General features: G+C 43.0%; 16 protein-coding genes. 9 read left to right on the top strand and 7 right to left on the bottom strand.

Going from position 1 to position 16,922, the window contains the following annotated elements; genetic code table 11:
• Positions 1 to 38: 38 nt before the first annotated feature.
• The gene (gene htpX / locus L4C38_RS14485) at positions 39 to 911 is read right to left on the bottom strand and encodes a protease HtpX (protein ID WP_428798271.1); all 873 of its coding nucleotides are present in this window, start codon (positions 909 to 911) and stop codon (positions 39 to 41) included.
• 328 nt (positions 912 to 1,239) lie between these two features.
• Here htpX and L4C38_RS14480 point away from each other — a divergent pair, with 328 nt between their 5' ends.
• Positions 1,240 to 1,407: a hypothetical protein gene (locus tag L4C38_RS14480; protein WP_428798270.1), complete on the top strand. Its 168-nt coding sequence runs from the start codon at positions 1,240 to 1,242 to the stop codon at positions 1,405 to 1,407.
• A 65-nt stretch (positions 1,408 to 1,472) separates the two neighbouring features.
• Here L4C38_RS14480 and bioD read toward each other — a convergent pair whose 3' ends face one another.
• The 4 genes from bioD to bioB are packed head-to-tail and all read right to left on the bottom strand — an operon-like array spanning position 1,473 to position 5,135.
• Entirely contained in the window at positions 1,473 to 2,153 is a 681-nt protein-coding gene (gene bioD / locus L4C38_RS14475; RefSeq protein WP_428798269.1) for a dethiobiotin synthase, read from the bottom strand.
• Complete coding sequence (bioC, locus tag L4C38_RS14470; RefSeq protein ID WP_428798268.1) at positions 2,150 to 2,953, bottom strand: malonyl-ACP O-methyltransferase BioC; 804 nt, start codon at positions 2,951 to 2,953, stop codon at positions 2,150 to 2,152. Before bioC ends, bioD begins: the two co-directional genes overlap by 4 nt.
• Before the next feature lie 3 nt (positions 2,954 to 2,956).
• The gene (bioF, locus tag L4C38_RS14465) at positions 2,957 to 4,099 is read right to left on the bottom strand and encodes an 8-amino-7-oxononanoate synthase (protein ID WP_428798267.1); all 1,143 of its coding nucleotides are present in this window, start codon (positions 4,097 to 4,099) and stop codon (positions 2,957 to 2,959) included.
• Positions 4,083 to 5,135, bottom strand: a complete 1,053-nt coding sequence (bioB, locus tag L4C38_RS14460; RefSeq protein WP_428798266.1) for a biotin synthase BioB — start codon at positions 5,133 to 5,135, stop codon at positions 4,083 to 4,085. The genes bioF and bioB overlap by 17 nt, the downstream gene beginning before the upstream one ends.
• Before the next feature lie 158 nt (positions 5,136 to 5,293).
• Here bioB and bioA point away from each other — a divergent pair, with 158 nt between their 5' ends.
• Positions 5,294 to 6,571 carry an adenosylmethionine--8-amino-7-oxononanoate transaminase gene (bioA, locus tag L4C38_RS14455; RefSeq protein WP_428798265.1) on the top strand — a complete coding sequence of 426 codons (1,278 nt, stop codon included), beginning with the start codon at positions 5,294 to 5,296 and terminating at the stop codon, positions 6,569 to 6,571.
• 210 nt (positions 6,572 to 6,781) lie between these two features.
• On the opposite strand, the gene L4C38_RS14450 is transcribed toward bioA, so the two are convergent.
• Together L4C38_RS14450 and L4C38_RS14445 are read right to left on the bottom strand one after the other, a co-directional pair.
• Positions 6,782 to 7,453 (bottom strand): YccT family protein, encoded by a 672-nt coding sequence (locus L4C38_RS14450; RefSeq protein WP_428798264.1) that lies wholly within the window; start codon positions 7,451 to 7,453, stop codon positions 6,782 to 6,784.
• Between the two features lie 89 nt (positions 7,454 to 7,542).
• Complete coding sequence (locus tag L4C38_RS14445) at positions 7,543 to 8,529, bottom strand: porin (RefSeq protein WP_428798263.1); 987 nt, start codon at positions 8,527 to 8,529, stop codon at positions 7,543 to 7,545.
• Positions 8,530 to 9,040: 511 nt separating this feature from the next.
• On the opposite strand from L4C38_RS14445, the gene dinG reads away from it, so the two are divergent.
• The 7 genes from dinG (at position 9,041) to L4C38_RS14410 (ending at position 16,736) form a co-directional block, all read left to right on the top strand.
• On the top strand, positions 9,041 to 11,113 hold the full coding sequence (gene dinG / locus L4C38_RS14440; protein WP_428798262.1) for an ATP-dependent DNA helicase DinG: 2,073 nt from the start codon (positions 9,041 to 9,043) through the stop codon (positions 11,111 to 11,113).
• A 49-nt stretch (positions 11,114 to 11,162) separates the two neighbouring features.
• Complete coding sequence (locus L4C38_RS14435; protein WP_428798261.1) at positions 11,163 to 11,942, top strand: sulfite exporter TauE/SafE family protein; 780 nt, start codon at positions 11,163 to 11,165, stop codon at positions 11,940 to 11,942.
• Positions 11,939 to 12,487 (top strand): primosomal replication protein, encoded by a 549-nt coding sequence (locus L4C38_RS14430; RefSeq protein ID WP_428798260.1) that lies wholly within the window; start codon positions 11,939 to 11,941, stop codon positions 12,485 to 12,487. The genes L4C38_RS14435 and L4C38_RS14430 overlap by 4 nt, the downstream gene beginning before the upstream one ends.
• A gap of 1 nt (position 12,488) precedes the next feature.
• Positions 12,489 to 12,650: a pleiotropic regulatory protein RsmS gene (gene rsmS, locus L4C38_RS14425; RefSeq protein WP_428798259.1), complete on the top strand. Its 162-nt coding sequence runs from the start codon at positions 12,489 to 12,491 to the stop codon at positions 12,648 to 12,650.
• Positions 12,651 to 12,736: 86 nt separating this feature from the next.
• A complete protein-coding gene (xthA, locus tag L4C38_RS14420) occupies positions 12,737 to 13,546 on the top strand; it encodes an exodeoxyribonuclease III (protein ID WP_428798258.1) in 810 nt (269 codons plus the stop codon).
• A gap of 174 nt (positions 13,547 to 13,720) precedes the next feature.
• Positions 13,721 to 15,397: a type I secretion system permease/ATPase gene (locus L4C38_RS14415; RefSeq protein ID WP_428798257.1), complete on the top strand. Its 1,677-nt coding sequence runs from the start codon at positions 13,721 to 13,723 to the stop codon at positions 15,395 to 15,397.
• A complete protein-coding gene (locus L4C38_RS14410) occupies positions 15,387 to 16,736 on the top strand; it encodes an HlyD family type I secretion periplasmic adaptor subunit (RefSeq protein WP_428798256.1) in 1,350 nt (449 codons plus the stop codon). The genes L4C38_RS14415 and L4C38_RS14410 overlap by 11 nt, the downstream gene beginning before the upstream one ends.
• Positions 16,737 to 16,922 lie beyond the last annotated feature (186 nt).

Genomic DNA, 16,922 nt, shown 5'->3' with positions numbered 1-16,922 from the left:
CCGTCCTAAATTAGGCGTTCAGTAATGAAATTGTACTATTACAAACCGCTACGAAGGGCTGCAATACGCTTATCAAGTGGAGGGTGGCTCATCAGTAGTTCCGTCATCGAACGTTTACCGTTGATACCAAACGCCATCATTGAACCTTCAAGTTGAGATTCTTGGCTCATCTTCAAACGCTCTAATGCTGCAATCATCTTCTCTTTACCAACGAGCTTTGCCGCACCAGCGTCGGCATAAAACTCACGATGACGGCTGTACCACATGGTTATAAAGCTTGCTAGGAAACCAAACACCAGCTCAAGCGCCATAGACACACCGAAATACACCATCATATTGCTGCCACCTTCGCCTTCTTCGTCACTACTGCTCGATGAAACAATATTGGCAATGAAACGAGACAAGAAGATAACAAATGTATTCACTACACCTTGCATCAGCGTCATTGTTACCATGTCACCGTTGGCAATATGGCTCACTTCATGTGCTAACACGGCTTCCGCTTCATCACGAGTCATATTATGTAAAAGACCCGTTGAAACTGCGACCAAGGAATCGTCACGCTTAGCACCAGTGGCAAAGGCATTAATATCGGCAGAGTCGTAAATCGCAACCGTTGGCATACCAATACCCGCCTGTTGAGACTGACGACGTACCGTTTCCATTAACCAATGCTCTGTCTCATTACGAGGGCTTTCAATAGCCATACCGCCTACCGAGCGAAGTGCCATCTTCTTTGACATCAGCAAAGATATAAATGAACCACCAAAACCGAACACGGCGGCCATAACTAGTAAACCCGACAAGCTACCAGGCTGCATACCAGTGACAGCATAAACAATATTCAGAACAACACTTAACACCAGTACTACGGCTAAGTTAGTTGCTAGGAATAACATAACTCGTTTCATTACTTTTCTCCGAAACAGAAAGCTTTCTTATTGTTGGCATTCAAATCAATAAATATGAATGCCTTTATTTGCATAGATGCTAGTCGTTAGTCGACTATGTTTAGCTATTCTCTAGGCTAGCACATAGATATAGCCTAATCACATTAAACTCAAGCACTAGACGCAAATTGATACATTTGTTTTTCCACTGATGAAAACAAATCGCTCGTGAAAGCAGAATAAAAGCTACAACGGAAAAGACAAGCTTAGACTTTGGTCGAATTGTGAGCCGCGAAAAAGCTGCTAGATTTAGCTATAGGAAAAGAATAACGTCGGTAAGGATAAGCTCATGGTCGAAAATAATAATTACCAAATGGCAATAGATTTACTTCGTTGTCACTTAGGTATAACTGAAGAAGAAGCCAAGCAGCAACTAGGGCTCTCAAACGAACAAGTAATGCAAAAGCGTATTATTGAAACCCAATCCGCTCTCATGGGATTAAATAGCGAGAAATAGCCAGAATTGAACGTTGTAAAAAGGGCTGCCAATGGCAGCCCTTCTGTTTTATACCCAACAAGGTTTTAACCAACAAGTGGCGTTACATCGATGTACTTTGCTAGTTCTTTGCGCTTTACGCTAGGCACATATGGAATCTCACCTATTTTCGGAGCATCAATTTTTTGCTCCAACATTGCAATGATTTCTGCATAGTGCTCGGTACCCGGATTGATACGGTTAGCCACCCAACCAGCTAATTGCAAACCGTCTGCTTTAATTGCGTCTAAAGTCAATAATGCATGGCTCAAGCAGCCTAGTTTTATACCAACCACAAGAACAACAGGGAGCTGCTCACGCTGAACCCAAGTTGATAAGCAGTCGCTATCGGATACTGGAACGCGCCATCCACCTGCACCTTCAACCAATACAATGTCTGAATTTTGTTTATGTTGTGCCAGTTTGTCACTCAAAACATCATAATCAATCACGACATTTTCGCGTTTTGCGGCAATATGTGGTGATGCTGCTAATTCAAGTGCGTAAGGGTTTACGTCATCGTAGTCAACTTCCACAGTCGCCGCTTCTTGCAGATACAATGCATCTGAATTACGCATACCCTGTTGTGTTTTTTCGCTATCAGACGCCACTGGCTTATAGCCAATCGTTTTCAAGCCTTTTTCTGCTAAAGCGTTTAAGATCGCTTTAGACGCTACTGTTTTTCCTACATCGGTATCCGTACCAGCAATAAAAAATGCATCGATCATAGATTAATTGTCCCCAAACAAACCTGATATGTTGCGGGTACTAGCCCCTGATGATTGTGCTCAAAACTTTGGTACTCACGTTCTAAACGCTTTAGTGATTGGCGGCTAGTCAACCCATGAGATCGACCTGCAACATGATTTGCGCCAATACCTTTCAAATCGCGCATTAATGAAAATGCCGACGAATACCAAACTAATATTGTGGCCAAGTCTAAGTGATGGCTTTTACAATGGGCTTGCGCTAACGCAATTTTTACCTGATTGGAGGTTATAAAATCATTGACGTGTTGATATGAGTCAATTTTTGCCCAAGCTTGCTTGAGTTCAGATAGTGAACCATCCAGCAAAGTTGAGAAAAAAACTTCCCCCCCTTCACGCGTCACTCTGCGCATTTCAGAGATAGGAAGTGAAAGATCTTGGCACCACTGCAGCGCCAAACTTGAAAATACATAATCAAATGTTTGATTTTTGAAAGGTAAAGATTCCGCATCGCCTTGATGATATTCAGCAAATTCAGCCCCACAGCGATTTTTAGCTTGTTCAAGCATTGCCGGAGACAAATCACAACAAACGACATGAGCCCCACGCTCGAGTAATAACTGACTAAAGTAACCAGTACCACAACCTAAATCTAAAACCCGTTGACCTGATAAATCTAAAGGCAACCTCTCCAACAAACGCATACCGACATCACGCTGAAATGCCGCATGATCATCATAGCTGCTTGCTGCTTTGCCGAACGCATCTGCAATTGCTTGTTTATCGAACATTGGTGAGTTAACGAATACTGCATTATTCATCAGTTAACCCTCGATCAACGAATGAAGTTCTGTCGCAAGTTGTTCGACTTGCTGTTTCGTATGGTTAGTGGTTAACGTAATTCGTAATCTTGCTTTACCTTTAGCCACCGTCGGTGGGCGAATAGCAGTAAGCCATAGCCCCTTTTGCTTCAAATCACTTGCCAATTGAATGGACTGAGCAGCATCACCAACAACAACTGGTTTGATAGGCGTTTGTGTATATTGATAACCCGGTAGCGTACCCAATTGCTGATCATAATAGTGATAGAGTTCAAAAAGCTTATCTCTACGCCATTGCTGTGAGGCAATTATATTTACAGCCTCATTTAATGCATGAGCTTGAGATGGTGGTATCGCCGTTGAATAAACATGATGGCGAGCAAACTGAGTGAGGTATTCACCTGTCATCTCATCACACATAATCGCGGCGCCAGACAAACCAAAGGCTTTACCAAAAGTCACCACTAGCAGCTGAGGTTTAATGCCTGCACGCTGGCAACTTCCTTTCCCTTCTTCGCCTAAAACACCTATTCCGTGAGCATCATCAACCGCCAGCCAAGCTTTACCTTGTGTGGCTTTAGCAATATCAGCCAGCGGGGATAAATCACCATCCATACTGAAAACGCCTTCTGTGACAACCAAGGTATTGCCAGCTATCTGGTTTTCGAGATGACTAATATCATTGTGATGAAAGCGCTTCATACTCGCAGGACAAAGCAAACCAGCTTCAATCAACGAGGCGTGGTTAAGCTTATCTTGTAAGAGCAAATCTTGTTTTTCCATCAGCGCGAACAACATGGCTTGATTGGCTGAAAAACCAGAACTGAACAAAATAGCCCGAGAGTAACCAAGCCAAGTACATAATCTTTCTTCTAACGCTTGATGGGCATAGCTAAACCCCGTGACCAAGGGAGAGGCACCGCTACCGTTACCATATATGTCGATACCTTTCTGCCACGCCTTGGCTAAGCTTTTATCTGCCGCTAACCCAAGATAATCATTACTAGAAAAGTTAACAAACTCTTGATTGTACTTACGCAGCGATGTTGTATTGCCGTTACTCACCGCAGATAGTTGGCGATGTAACCCTTGCCGCTTACGAAGCTCAAGGCTTGACGCAATCCTTTGACTAAACTGTTGCGTCATAGAAAAGATCGTCTTTACCGGGGCGAGCTGACACGCGTTCTACTACTCGATCAAGCAGTTCATTTTCCTCTATTTCATCCGGACGCTGAGATACTTGTTGGCTGTTTATGCCAAGCTTGCTAAACAGCTGCATATCTTTATCTTCAGACGGGTTTGGCGTGGTCAACAACTTACAGCCATAGAACACCGAATTGGCACCCGCCATAAAGCAAAGTGTTTGCATCTGCTCGTTCATGTTTTCTCGACCAGCAGAAAGACGAACAGCCGACATCGGCATCATGATACGCGCAATCGCTATCAAACGAATAAAATCAAATGACTCGACATCTTCCGCATCCTCTAGTGGCGTCCCTTTCACTTTAACCAACATGTTAATTGGTACACTTTCTGGATGAGTCGGCAGATTTGCCAATTCGACTAATAAACCCGCACGGTCGTTGGCGCTCTCACCCATACCGATAATGCCACCAGAACAAATTTTCATCCCTGCATCACGCACATGTGACAAGGTATCTAAGCGGTCTTGATAAGTACGTGTGGTAATAATATTGCCGTAGAACTCTGGGGAGGTATCAAGATTGTGGTTGTAGTAATCTAAACCTGCATCAGCCAGTTGAGTTGCTTGATCTGGCGTCAACATGCCCAATGTCATACAGGTTTCTAAACCCAACTCTTTAACCCCTTGGATCATCTGAGTTAAGTGAGGCATATCACGCTGCTTAGGGTTTTTCCATGCAGCTCCCATACAAAATCGGGTCGAACCCGCCGTCTTTGCTTTATTCGCGGCATCGAGTACTCGTTCAACTTCCATCAAACGTTCTTTATCTATGTCAGTGGTATAACGTGCACTTTGCGGGCAATATTTACAATCTTCAGGACAAGCACCGGTTTTAATCGAAAGTAATGTGCTCACTTGTACATAATTGTGCTGCTGGAATTTTCTATGTACTAATTGCGCTTCGAATAACAGATCCATAAACGGTTTTTGCATCAATTGGTTCACTTCACCAACTGTCCAGTTATGACGTACTTCCACGTGTCTTCCTTATTTGTGATCCATGCAGGGTGATGACCCAAAGCGAGGTGGATTTTTATTTTTGCTCTTGGCTAGTCTAAAGCCACACGGTAGACTGTCAACAATAAAGAAAATTAAAAGTTTACGATTGGTTATTTTTTAACCCATAGCGAGCAGTCATGGATCTAGTTTTTGATCGCCAACACATTTGGCACCCGTATACCTCTACCTTAAGTCCACTGCCTTGCTACCCAGTAGAGCGTGCTGCTGGTGTTTCTATTTTCCTTGAATCTGGCGAAGAGCTAATTGATGGAATGTCTTCTTGGTGGGCCGCGATTCATGGCTATAATCATCCGCATTTAAATAGCGCAGCACACCAACAAATTGATGATGTTTCCCACGTTATGTTTGGTGGGCTCACCCACGCTCCTGCAATTAACTTGTGCAAAAAACTGATCGATATGACCTGCGACTCCCTTCAGCATGTCTTTCTTGCCGATTCCGGATCAGTAGCAGTTGAAGTGAGTTTAAAAATGGCGTTGCAGTATTGGCATGCGCGAGGCGAAAAACGCTCGAAATTTCTCACCCTAAGGGATGGGTATCATGGCGACACTTTTGCAGCCATGTCTGTTACCGATCCTGATAACTCAATGCACTCACTGTATAAAGGCTTTCTACCTGAACACATTTTTGCCAACTCACCCAACACGCCATTTGATCAGCCTTGGGATCCTAGGGGTCTCGACGATTTTGCCAGCAAGATCAAAGCAAACTATCAAGATATCGCGGCAGTTATTCTAGAGCCGATCGTGCAAGGCGCTGGTGGAATGCGCATTTATCACCCTGAGTTTTTGAAAGGCGTTCGCAGGCTCTGTGATCAATATAATGTGCTGTTGATCCTAGATGAAATCGCCACCGGCTTTGGGCGAACTGGTAAGCTGTTTGCTTATCAACATGCCAATGTTGAACCTGACATTTTATGTTTAGGCAAAGCCATTACTGGTGGGTATATGACGCTATCGGCGACGTTAACCAGTACTCATGTCGCCAATACGGTTTGTGGTGGTGAAGCAGGATGCTTTATGCACGGTCCTACTTTTATGGGTAACCCATTAGCTTGCGCGGTTGCCACCGCCAGTATGGAAATATTGGAGCGCAACGAATGGCAGGCACAAACTAAAGCGATTGAAACCCAATTTTCCCAGTTGCTACCAAGATTAGAACAACATCCGCTAGTTGAAACTGTGCGTTGGTTAGGAGCGATTGGTGTTGTTGAAGCAAAATGTGCTGTGAATATGGCGGTGATTCAAGATCACTTTGTAAAGCAAGGTGTATGGATTCGACCATTTGGCAAACTGATATATATGATGCCACCTTTTATTAGTCAGCCCCACCATATTGAAAAGCTCGTCGCGGCAATTGAAAGTGCGTTGAATACCCCAGCTTGTTTTCAATAAAATGACCGTGAGATAGCTCTTGTCGTATGGTTAAATAGCAAAAGGGCTGGCACTGCCAACCCTTTCCAATCTATACCCAAGAAACTTGAAGGTTCAGGTAGGCGGCAAGTAAGAAAGTCCCCTGAGCATAGGTGAACTATGTGATTGGGGGGCACGAACACACAGCCAACACCGCTGCAACTTCAAGTATGACGGGCATATGCTCGATGATTACTCTTGGTCAATCATCCAACGACGGAATTCTTTACGCTCTTGCTTATCGGCTTGTAGATACCAAGCTTTAAGCTGCTCTACATTTTTAGTCGCTTTAGTTACTTCAGCAGCCGCAGTATTGGTTGCAACTTTGCCGGCAGTAGCCACTGTGCTAACCATAGCCGCTTCAACAGCCACTGGCTTATCAAGCAATTGACCGTTTTTGAAGTAGATGCCATTTTGTTTATTGTGCTCAGCAAGCAAACTTTCCATGCCTGCATATGGCATAAAACCTTTCTTGCCTGGCAACATTTCTTGTTTGACTTCAACCTGGCGACCATCAACTAGGACTTGCCAGCCTGGAGCTGGTTTTTCGAAAGCGTTTCTTGCTTCTGCAGCACTGTTAAATCGAGGTAACTTAATTTCAAACTCCGAGCCTTTACCATCGAAGTTAACAATGTATGGCTTAGATTCAAAGATCTCTGCGCTAGCACCGTGACCTAATTTACTATCTAATTTAACAATCGCTTGCGTGAAGCCCTCATCAACTGAGTTGCTACCCAATTTCTCTTCCGCTATTTGTCCATTAATTAATAGAATGGAAATACCTTTTTGAGCACTTAGCTCTGCGGCACTTAAAGGCAATGCAAGCATCGCAGTAGCGAGGGCAATGAGTTGTTTCGTTTTCAAAGGATGCTCCTTGAGAAATTATGTATCTACTTCATAACTAGAAAAAGCCACCCAAGGGTGGCTTTCTACATATATTAGCTAAAATTCAATTAGAATTCAGCTTTAACACCGATAGCTAGAGCAGTATCTGTGTCAACATTGTCTTTCTCTTCACCACCAATTTCAGCGTAAACTGTAGTGTTAGGAGCAATGCCGTAACCAGCGTTTAGGAACCAGTTGTCTTGGTCATTTGCTTCTACATCGTGGTCACCAACAGAGTAACCAGCAGCAAATACCCACTTGTCCATAGTGTAGTCAGCAGCCACTGCAACAACATTGTTGTCTTCGTTGTCTGCATCAGATGAAGTCGCGTAGTAAGCCGCTGCTAGGTTAACATTTTCGATACCAGCGAAACGAACTTCAAAGCCGTAACCTGAGTGATCATCAATAGCATTAGCACCTTGAGCTGCTTGGTACACTTTGTCTACATCAGTATTTGAGTAGAATGCAGATAGATCTAAGTCAGCTACACGGTAACCAATACGACCATCCATGTAGTTAGTATCTGTACCAGCGTCGTTAACATCGTTAGTTTGTGTAGTTGCTAGCTTATCTTGAACGTAGCCAAGAGTCGTGTAGAAAGTACCGTTGTCGTAATCGTAACGAACACCTTCGTCTGCACACTCGTTAGTCTCGTTATCTAGGTAAGTTTTGATACCGTATTGGTAATCAGAACCGATACCTAGGTCATCAACTGCAGTACATAGACGACCGAACTTGATAGAACCGTAAGTCTTAGTGTAAAGCGCTACGTAAGTATCACCGTTTTTGGTTTCTTCAGCGTTAGTGTGCTTAGAACCGTCAAACTCCCAGTATGCACCGATAGAATACTCGTCGTTTACTGCGTAACGAACATCAAAGCCAAAATCCGCGTCTTGGATTTCTTGCTTCATAGAGCTTTCAGAAACTGTGTTCATGTAAACAACTTCGATGTCACCGTGTAGACCAACAGTAACGCCGTCTTGGTTGTAAAGTTCGATTGCTTGCACAGACGTCGCTGCTGCAAGTACTGAAAGAGCTACTAGAGTCTTTTTCATAGTTAATCCACTGCCTTTTCTTAGATTTAGGGATTCCTTTTTGGATCCCTTTTATTTTTTTGGAGGTGCTTCAAGCACTGTGGCTTGACACCGCCGCTTTCAAATTTCGATGCTAGATTGCAGAAGTTCACCAAAACTGTCAAATCTTATAAAAAGATCAACAAAAAAAACATAAAAACCATATAAATCAAGTTGTTACATGATTTGCATTACCAATTTCGACTAACTTCTAACCACTATGATAGTTTAATCAATACGTGAAATGCATCGCATAGCAAGATATTAATACTAAATTGAGCGTAATAAATAAAAAATTGCAGAAGAAAACACTGGTAAGGTAGCCTTTTGATGGTGTTTTATTTTACATATTTAGACTTTTTTCTAACTCATTGAAGGTTCAACTTTTTTTTGTGAGGCATGTCTATTTTTATCAAAAAAGCATCCGGTTTCGTGAACTACATAACAGTTAAGGAAGTGTGCTAATATCGCTTTCCGTTAGTAAGGCGCCGATATGACCAACAGTAAAATTCAACAATCAATTCGCAGCAGTTACCAAAATCTGCAAGCTCAACTCGATAACTTCGTTCCCCGCAGAGCTCAAAATTACCTTGTTGCCGAAATCACCAAAACCTTATGTGGTGAATACCACAACAAGAATCGAATCATCGTAGCTGAAGCGGGAACCGGCATCGGTAAATCACTTGCCTATCTGATGGCGGTCGTTCCTGTTGCTTTTCTAAGCCAGCGTAAAGTTGTCATTTCAACTGCCACTGTCGCCCTGCAAGAACAACTGATTAATAAAGATTTACCTCTATTTAGACGAATTACCGATCTGAATTTTTCTTTTTTGCTGGCGAAAGGTCGACAAAGATACTGCTGCGGAGAAAAATTGGCGAGTGCGGGTAGTAGCGAAGGGCAACAAACACCACTATTTGAAAGCAAGCCGAAGCGCAAGGATATTGAATTGCTCGAAACCATGCATAGATCGCTAACGCAAGGTAAATGGGATGGCGATCGAGATTCATGGCCAAAACCGATTGATGACGGAATATGGCAGTTAATTGTCAGTGACAAACATAGCTGCAACAACAGCATGCCTTCACATCGTGGCTGTCCATTTCAAAAAGCGCGTTCTGAACTAGATAAAGCCGACGTCATCATTGCCAACCACAGTTTGGTCATGGCGGATGCTGATTTAGGCGGTGGGGTTATATTACCTGAACCTGAAAACACCATTTATGTGTTTGATGAAGCGCATCATCTACCACATGTTGCTCGCGATCACTCATCCGCAGCAGCAAGCTTAAAAGGCGCCGCTTCATGGCTAGAAAGGCTTAACCAATCAGTGTCGAAGTTTGCCAACTTAGCTGATGAAAAGCGTGTCGGGCGTTTTCGCAATGAATTGCAAGATTCTGTGCAACAACTCATTCCATCTTTAACGCAGCTTGCATCACGCTTTGATACCACTCACTTCAGCGAAGGGATCTACCGATTTGAACATGGCGATCTGCCGGATTGGTTGTTTAATGAATCGAAAGAACTCAAAAAACTATCGCAAAAAGGCGCGCAAGCAACAGCCAAAATAGCCGATTTAATTGCCGAGCGAGTAAAAGACGGCGAACTAAGCTCGCGCCTTGCGGAGCCCGCACTGGCTGAATTAGGTTTCTATATTCAACGAATGGATAACCTCGCACAAGTATGGCGACTAATGGCTGAGCCACCAAGAGAGAAAGGCGCTCCGCTGGCGAGATGGTTAAAAATAGATACTGAACGTGAAGGCGACTTTAGCGTCAACGTTTCACCTCTTGAAGTAGGTTGGCAGCTAGACCAACAAATCTGGAGCCGTTGTTTAGGTGCAGTACTGGTTTCAGCAACCATGCGCGCACTTAACTCATTTAGTTTTTTCTGCCGACAAGCTGGCATCAGTGAGAAAGCTGAGGATGGAACACGCTTTTTAGCCCTTGCTTCACCGTTTGATTATCAAAACCACGCCGAATTGCGCATACCAAAGATGAAGTATGAGCCGCAAGCAAAAGAGTTTACGGAATATCTTATCGATATTTTGCCTAATCAAATTAAAGACAAACAAGCCAACTTAGTTTTATTCTCTTCTTACTGGCAAATGAACCAAGTTGCCGATGCAGTTGAGTCTCTTTTTATCAAAAAAGGTTGGACGCTACAGGTTCAAGGCAAAAAATCTCGCTATGAAATTCTAAATAAACATAAAACGCTGGTTCAATGTCAAAAAACCAGTGTTCTATTTGGCACTGGCAGCTTCTCTGAAGGCTTAGATCTGCCAGGAGAACTACTAGAGAATTTGATCATCACCAAGATTCCTTTTGGTGTGCCAAGTTCACCCGTAGAACAAGCGCATGCCGAGTATATTGAACATAAAGGCGGCAACCCATTTATGCAGATCACTGTTCCTGAAGCGAGTAAAAAACTGATCCAATCCGTAGGACGCTTACTGCGAAACGAACGTGATTCTGGTACAGTCACCATTCTGGATCGTCGACTTGTGACAAAGCGATATGGCAGTTCGCTACTCGACTCACTGCCACCTTTTAAGCGTATTATCGAATAATTAACTGACCAAGCGGCGTAGAATAGCCGTAAAAATAGAAGAATAATTAATGGAAATGTTAGAACCAACCGTATTGTTGGTGCTCGCGCTGGTCGCTTTTGTTGCTGGATTTATTGATGCCGTTGCCGGTGGGGGCGGTATGTTAACCGTCCCAGCGTTACTCTCTCTCGGCTTGCCTCCACATATTGCACTGGGAACGAACAAACTCGCGGCCACCTTTGCTTCATCTACTGCGGCGTTTACCTATTATAAAAAGCGCCTTTTCAAACCCCAATGTTGGGGAAGAGCATTTATTGCCACATTGATAAGCGCTACGCTTGGCACGCTCGTGGTTAATTGGATAAGCACCGAGTGGTTAGAAAAAGCGTTACCTTTGGTTATTCTTGCTGCCGCAGTTTATTCGGTATGGCACAAAACACCCAAAAACAGCAGCAATGAACTTCCACCACCTAGCTCATCGTTTCACAAAAAGCAGTTTGTTCAGGGCTCTATTCTCGGTTTCTATGATGGCGTCGCTGGACCCGGTACTGGCGCTTTTTGGACAGTCAGTACAATGGCACTTTATCGACTCAATATTTTGTTGGCGTCGGGCGTTGCCAAAGCAATGAATTTTACCAGTAATATTACTTCTCTCATTACCTTTGCTATTCTAGGGCATATTGATTGGGTGCTAGGTTTAACGATGGGTATCTGCTTGATGGCTGGTGCATTTGTCGGCGCGCATTCCGCGATTCGTTTTGGCGCCAATTTTATACGCCCTATTTTTGTTACTGTCGTCAGCGTTTTGGCAGTGAAACTTGCCTATGAAGCATGGTTTATCACTATATGAGTCAACTTAAACAACTTGTTAGCACTCTTGAACAAATGGCTATTCAAGCAGCTCAATTGGATAGATCAAGAGGAGAACATCATCAAGCGTTATTTGATGCACACCTTTTCCATAACAGCACTCGCTTGTTGGCGCCGTGTGTTAAAGAAGCCAGCGCAACACTCAATACCCTGATGCGTGAGCAAGACAGCGGTAGGTTGACCTCCTTACGAGCCGAATATCTTTCAGAGCGTCTTTTTTCACAGATTAGTGCAATTCAACGAGAACTTGCCACTCAATCTATTCGCAAAAGAGAACCTAAGCACTACCGCCACTTCCAAAAACCAATTAACGCTCTATATCAAGAGCTAGCCCAACATCAAGAATGGGAAAGACGGTTAATGGAATTGGTACGAGATAAGCAAATAGATTTGGAAAACGCCTCCCCATTTGCCCAACAACAAGCTCAACAAGCGCTTTTAGTCACCGAGCAACGGCTCGAACGTTGCCGTAGTGCTAAAATCAAGTTGGAAAATCAAATCACCTATAGAGAGAGACACCAATAACATGACCTCCCCTGCTTCAAGCCTTGAAAACGCTCCTGATGAAATAAAATTAGCAGTGGACCTCATCTATCTGCTAGAAAACAACAAGGTTGATCCCAAAGTTGCACTTGCTGCATTAAAAATCGTACAAAACGATCTTGAAGCTAAGCTGGAAAATCAATAGGTTTATCTATCGAGTTACTATCTCAACCGCAGACGTAACTTGGTAAAAAAAGAAAGTGAGTCATTCGACTAAGCAGAGGAACATCAATGAAGGTAGTTTCATTTAATATCAATGGTCTAAGAGCCCGTCTTCACCAATTAAAAGCACTCATCGACAAACATCAACCGGATGTCATTGGTTTACAAGAAATCAAAGTGCATGATGAAGCGTTTCCGCTCGAAGACGTTGAAGCAATGGGATACAAAGTCTACTTCCATGGACAAAAAGCGCATTACGGTGTTGCAATGCTTTGCAAACAAGAACCGCTTTCCGTTCAGAAGGGATTTCCTACTGACAATGAAGATCATCAGAAAAGAATGATCATGGCGACATTCGAAAACTCTCAAGGTGAAAAAGTTACCGTACTAAATGGCTATTTCCCTCAAGGAGAGAATATTAACCATGAAACCAAATACCCTTATAAAAAAGCGTTTTATAAGGACCTCATGCAATATTTAAACGATCATCATGACAATGGTGATAATATTATTGTAATGGGTGATATTAATATTAGTCCTTTAGATTTAGATATCGGTATCGGTGAAGTAAATAAGAAACGTTGGTTAAAAAGTGGCAAATGCTCATTCCAACCAGAAGAGCGTGAGTGGTTGAAGAAATTATTAGATTGGGGCTTCATCGATACGTTCCGATCTATTCATCCCGATGTAAATGACAAGTTCTCATGGTTTGATTATCGCTCGCGGGGATTTGATGACAATCGTGGTCTTCGCATTGATGTCGTCCTTGCAACACCTTCACTTGCAAGTAAGTGTATTGAATCAGATATCGATTACGAATTGCGAGCAATAGAAAAACCATCCGATCACGCGCCTATATGGTCTAGCTTTAATTTATAAATCTATTTAATGGCTTTCTTACATATAAGAAAGCCATTGTAATTCAATGTTTTTAAACACAAAAACCCAAAGCACAACCAAGATGTATTCAACCAGTTTCAAACCGACTATCGCCTCTCGAGATAATTGAATGTTAGGATTGCGTCAACTCTTAATAATATCAATTAGACAGATATGGATATCAATAAAAGCCACTGGAATGAAATAACACCTTTCAATAAAAAAATCATATCTAGCCTAATTTTTGCTGGTTTTTTCCTCAATATTTTAATATTGGTAGTTCCAATATATAGTCTACAGGTATTTGATCGTGTTCTGACGAGCCGAAGCCTTGATACACTATTTCTAATCAGTGGCATTGTTTTTTTTCTGCTCTTTATTCAAGCTGCACTCGATATTTTAAAAAATCGCTACTTACATATCAAATCAGCCAAACTCGATGCATTGCTCTCTGGGCAGTTATTTGCAGCATCGGCTTACAGCTCAACCAACGCGACGCTACGAGATGTGAAAGAGGTAAAATCATTTATGATTTCCCCTGCTTTTTCTCTCCCATTCGACATCATTTGGACGCCCATTTTCCTTAGCGTAATGTTTATATTGCACCCCATCGTTGGCATCGTCGGGTTATCCGCAATTACTTTAGTTACTGGGTTAGCACTTTTCATCCACAAAGCAAAAGCCAACCAAACAACCGAAGCGCAAGTAATGAATAGCGCTTGCAAGAATGCCAGCGATCAAGCCAGCAATCACACTGAATCCGTAAAGGCACAATATTTAACCGAAGGGTTACGAGCCCAGTTCCAACACCTAACCGCAGAACGAGTCTGGCACGATTTACAACTAGGTCTCACTTCCAGCACTCTCACTGCTATCGCTAAATGCTTACGCTTTACTTTGCAAATGGCGATCATGGGTATTGGCGCATGGTTGGTTATAGGGAACAGCATGACCGCAGGTGGGATTATTGCAGGTTCAATACTCATGTCTCGCGCCTTACAACCACTAGAACAGTTACCAAGTACATTGCAAGGTTGGCGCAGTGCGATGGAGGCTAATTCACGCTTGTCCCAGTACTTTTCTACATTAGAACAATCACAGAACACAACCGACTTTAGCGAAGTAAAAGGCTGTTTGCACATTGATAGCTTATCTTGGTATCCACCTAAGGCGAAGTTGCCATTACTAAAAAATCTTCGCTTTAAGCTCGAAGCAGGTAATCGTGTGATGCTGATGGGGTCAAGCGGTAGTGGTAAATCAGTGTTGTGCAAATTACTGGTAAATCTGTATCAGCCTAGTTCAGGCAATGTGAACATTGATGGTGCTCGCTTGCCTCAATGGAACCCAAACCAACTGAAATACGTTTTAGGTTATGTCCCTCAGCGCATCGACTTTGTAACGGGTTCAATCAAACAAAACATTGCCCATTTTGAGCCACAGTTAACGGATTCTCAAGTCATCGCAGCGGCAAACTCAATTGGCATCCATCAAGATATTATTAAACTTCCCGATGGGTACAACACCATCATCGGTAGGAATGGGCTCCCTCTCTCGGCCGGATTGGAAAAAGGGATCGCCATCGCTAGAGCACTCTACTATTGCCCAAAGATTCTAGTCCTTGATGAAGCTGACGCCAATCTAGACAACGAAAGACTAACAGCCTTGCAGGCTCTACTTGAACAACTCCGTAAAGACAAGGTTGCAGTGGTCATGGTTTCACACAATAAAGAGCTGATTGCACACGTTGATTGGGTTGTTCAACTCGAAAATGGTGAAATCATCACCGCTTATAAAGCGGATCAAGCAGTAAAAGTACACAATATAAAACAGGCGGCATCCAATGGCAGATAGGCAGTTCCACTCTATAGATGAACAAGGTATTCATTACCATGATAAGCGCCATCTCTCTTTCGCTACTGGCTTAGCTCTGAAACTTGCCTTCGGTAGTGTGCTATTAATGTTCGGAGTCTTTCTCATATGGGCATCGGTGGCAAAACTTAGCAGTGCCGCTATTGCGCCCGGTGTCATTATCGTCGAATCAAAAAGAAAGCCAATCCAACATTTAGAAGGTGGCATCGTTGAAAGCATTCATGTTGCCGACGGTCAATTTGTTGAACAAGGTCAATTACTTATCACTCTAAATTCCTCTAGAGCACAAGCACAACTATTTGGGTTAAGAGCAAAATGGCAAAGTGAAACTGCACGCCTGAATCGACTTCACGCAGAATTACTCGGGAAGAAAAGCATCTCTTTTGATAAACATTTACTTGAATTTGAATCTGATACCCACGTACAAAATGTTCTAGAGACGCAAAATCAACTATTCACGAAACGTCGCTCTCTGCGTGATGGTGAAGATAAAGTTTTGGATGGTAAAACGGCGCAAGCACACCTTGATTTGCAAGGGTTAAAAAAACGTTATCAAGCAGACCAACAAGCTCTGGTTTATTTAACCGAGCAATTAGAGATGCATGAAACCTTGTTGAAAACAGGCAACACATCGAAGTCTAAAATGCTTGATTTGAAACGAGAGTACACCAAGTTAAACGGTAATTTGGCTGAACTCGAGTCAAAAATTCATCGCGCACATCGCTCAATTTCAGAAGCTGAACTACAAGACAGCAACGCCGATTTCGATTATGCCAAGCAGCTTGGTGAAGAAATACAACAACTCGAAAAATCGATTCGTGAAACTGACGAAGCCATGATCGAAGCACAACAAGTTCTAACACGGATTGAGATACGCGCCCCTCAATCAGGCGTGGTGGTTGGCTTAGCGATTTTCTCTAAACAATCAGTGATCAGCGCTGGCGAAAAAATCATGGAAATTGTGCCCCAACAAGATCAGCTCGTAGTTGAAGCGCTTGTGCAACCAGAAGATATTGATGTAGTGCATATTGGGCTCGATACAGAAGTTCGCTTAACAGCATACAACTTCAGGCGCACCCCGCCAGTTAGAGGGAAACTAGTACATATTTCGGCAGACCGCATTACAGATCAAGCTTCCGGATCATCAGCGTACTTAGCGCAAATCAAACTCAATCAAGAAGATCTGGCGCGTCTGAAACAGGTCACATTACATCCCGGAATGCCAGCTGAAGTCATGATTTTGCTCAATAAGCAAACTCCGTTGGACTATTTACTTAATCCACTTTCGGTTAGTACATACAAAGCAATGAGAGAAATTTAGTTTATACCCAAGTGACTTCAAGATGCAGGATTCAGAGCCTTGTCACTGGTACCAGTTTAAGGAAAATAACGACGTGGAATAGCCATCTATTTCCGAGTTGTTTGACGAAAAAATGGTTCCAGTGACAGGCTCCCGAAGGGCGAGTTTGTTAGGTTCGCAGATTACGTTATCGATTCTTAATTTAGA

The sequence above is a fragment of the Vibrio kasasachensis genome, from assembly GCF_050337565.1.
Lineage (GTDB): Bacteria > Pseudomonadota > Gammaproteobacteria > Enterobacterales > Vibrionaceae > Vibrio > Vibrio kasasachensis.
Note: the sequence above shows the minus strand (reverse complement) of the source record. Positions and strands in the feature narration are given on the sequence as shown.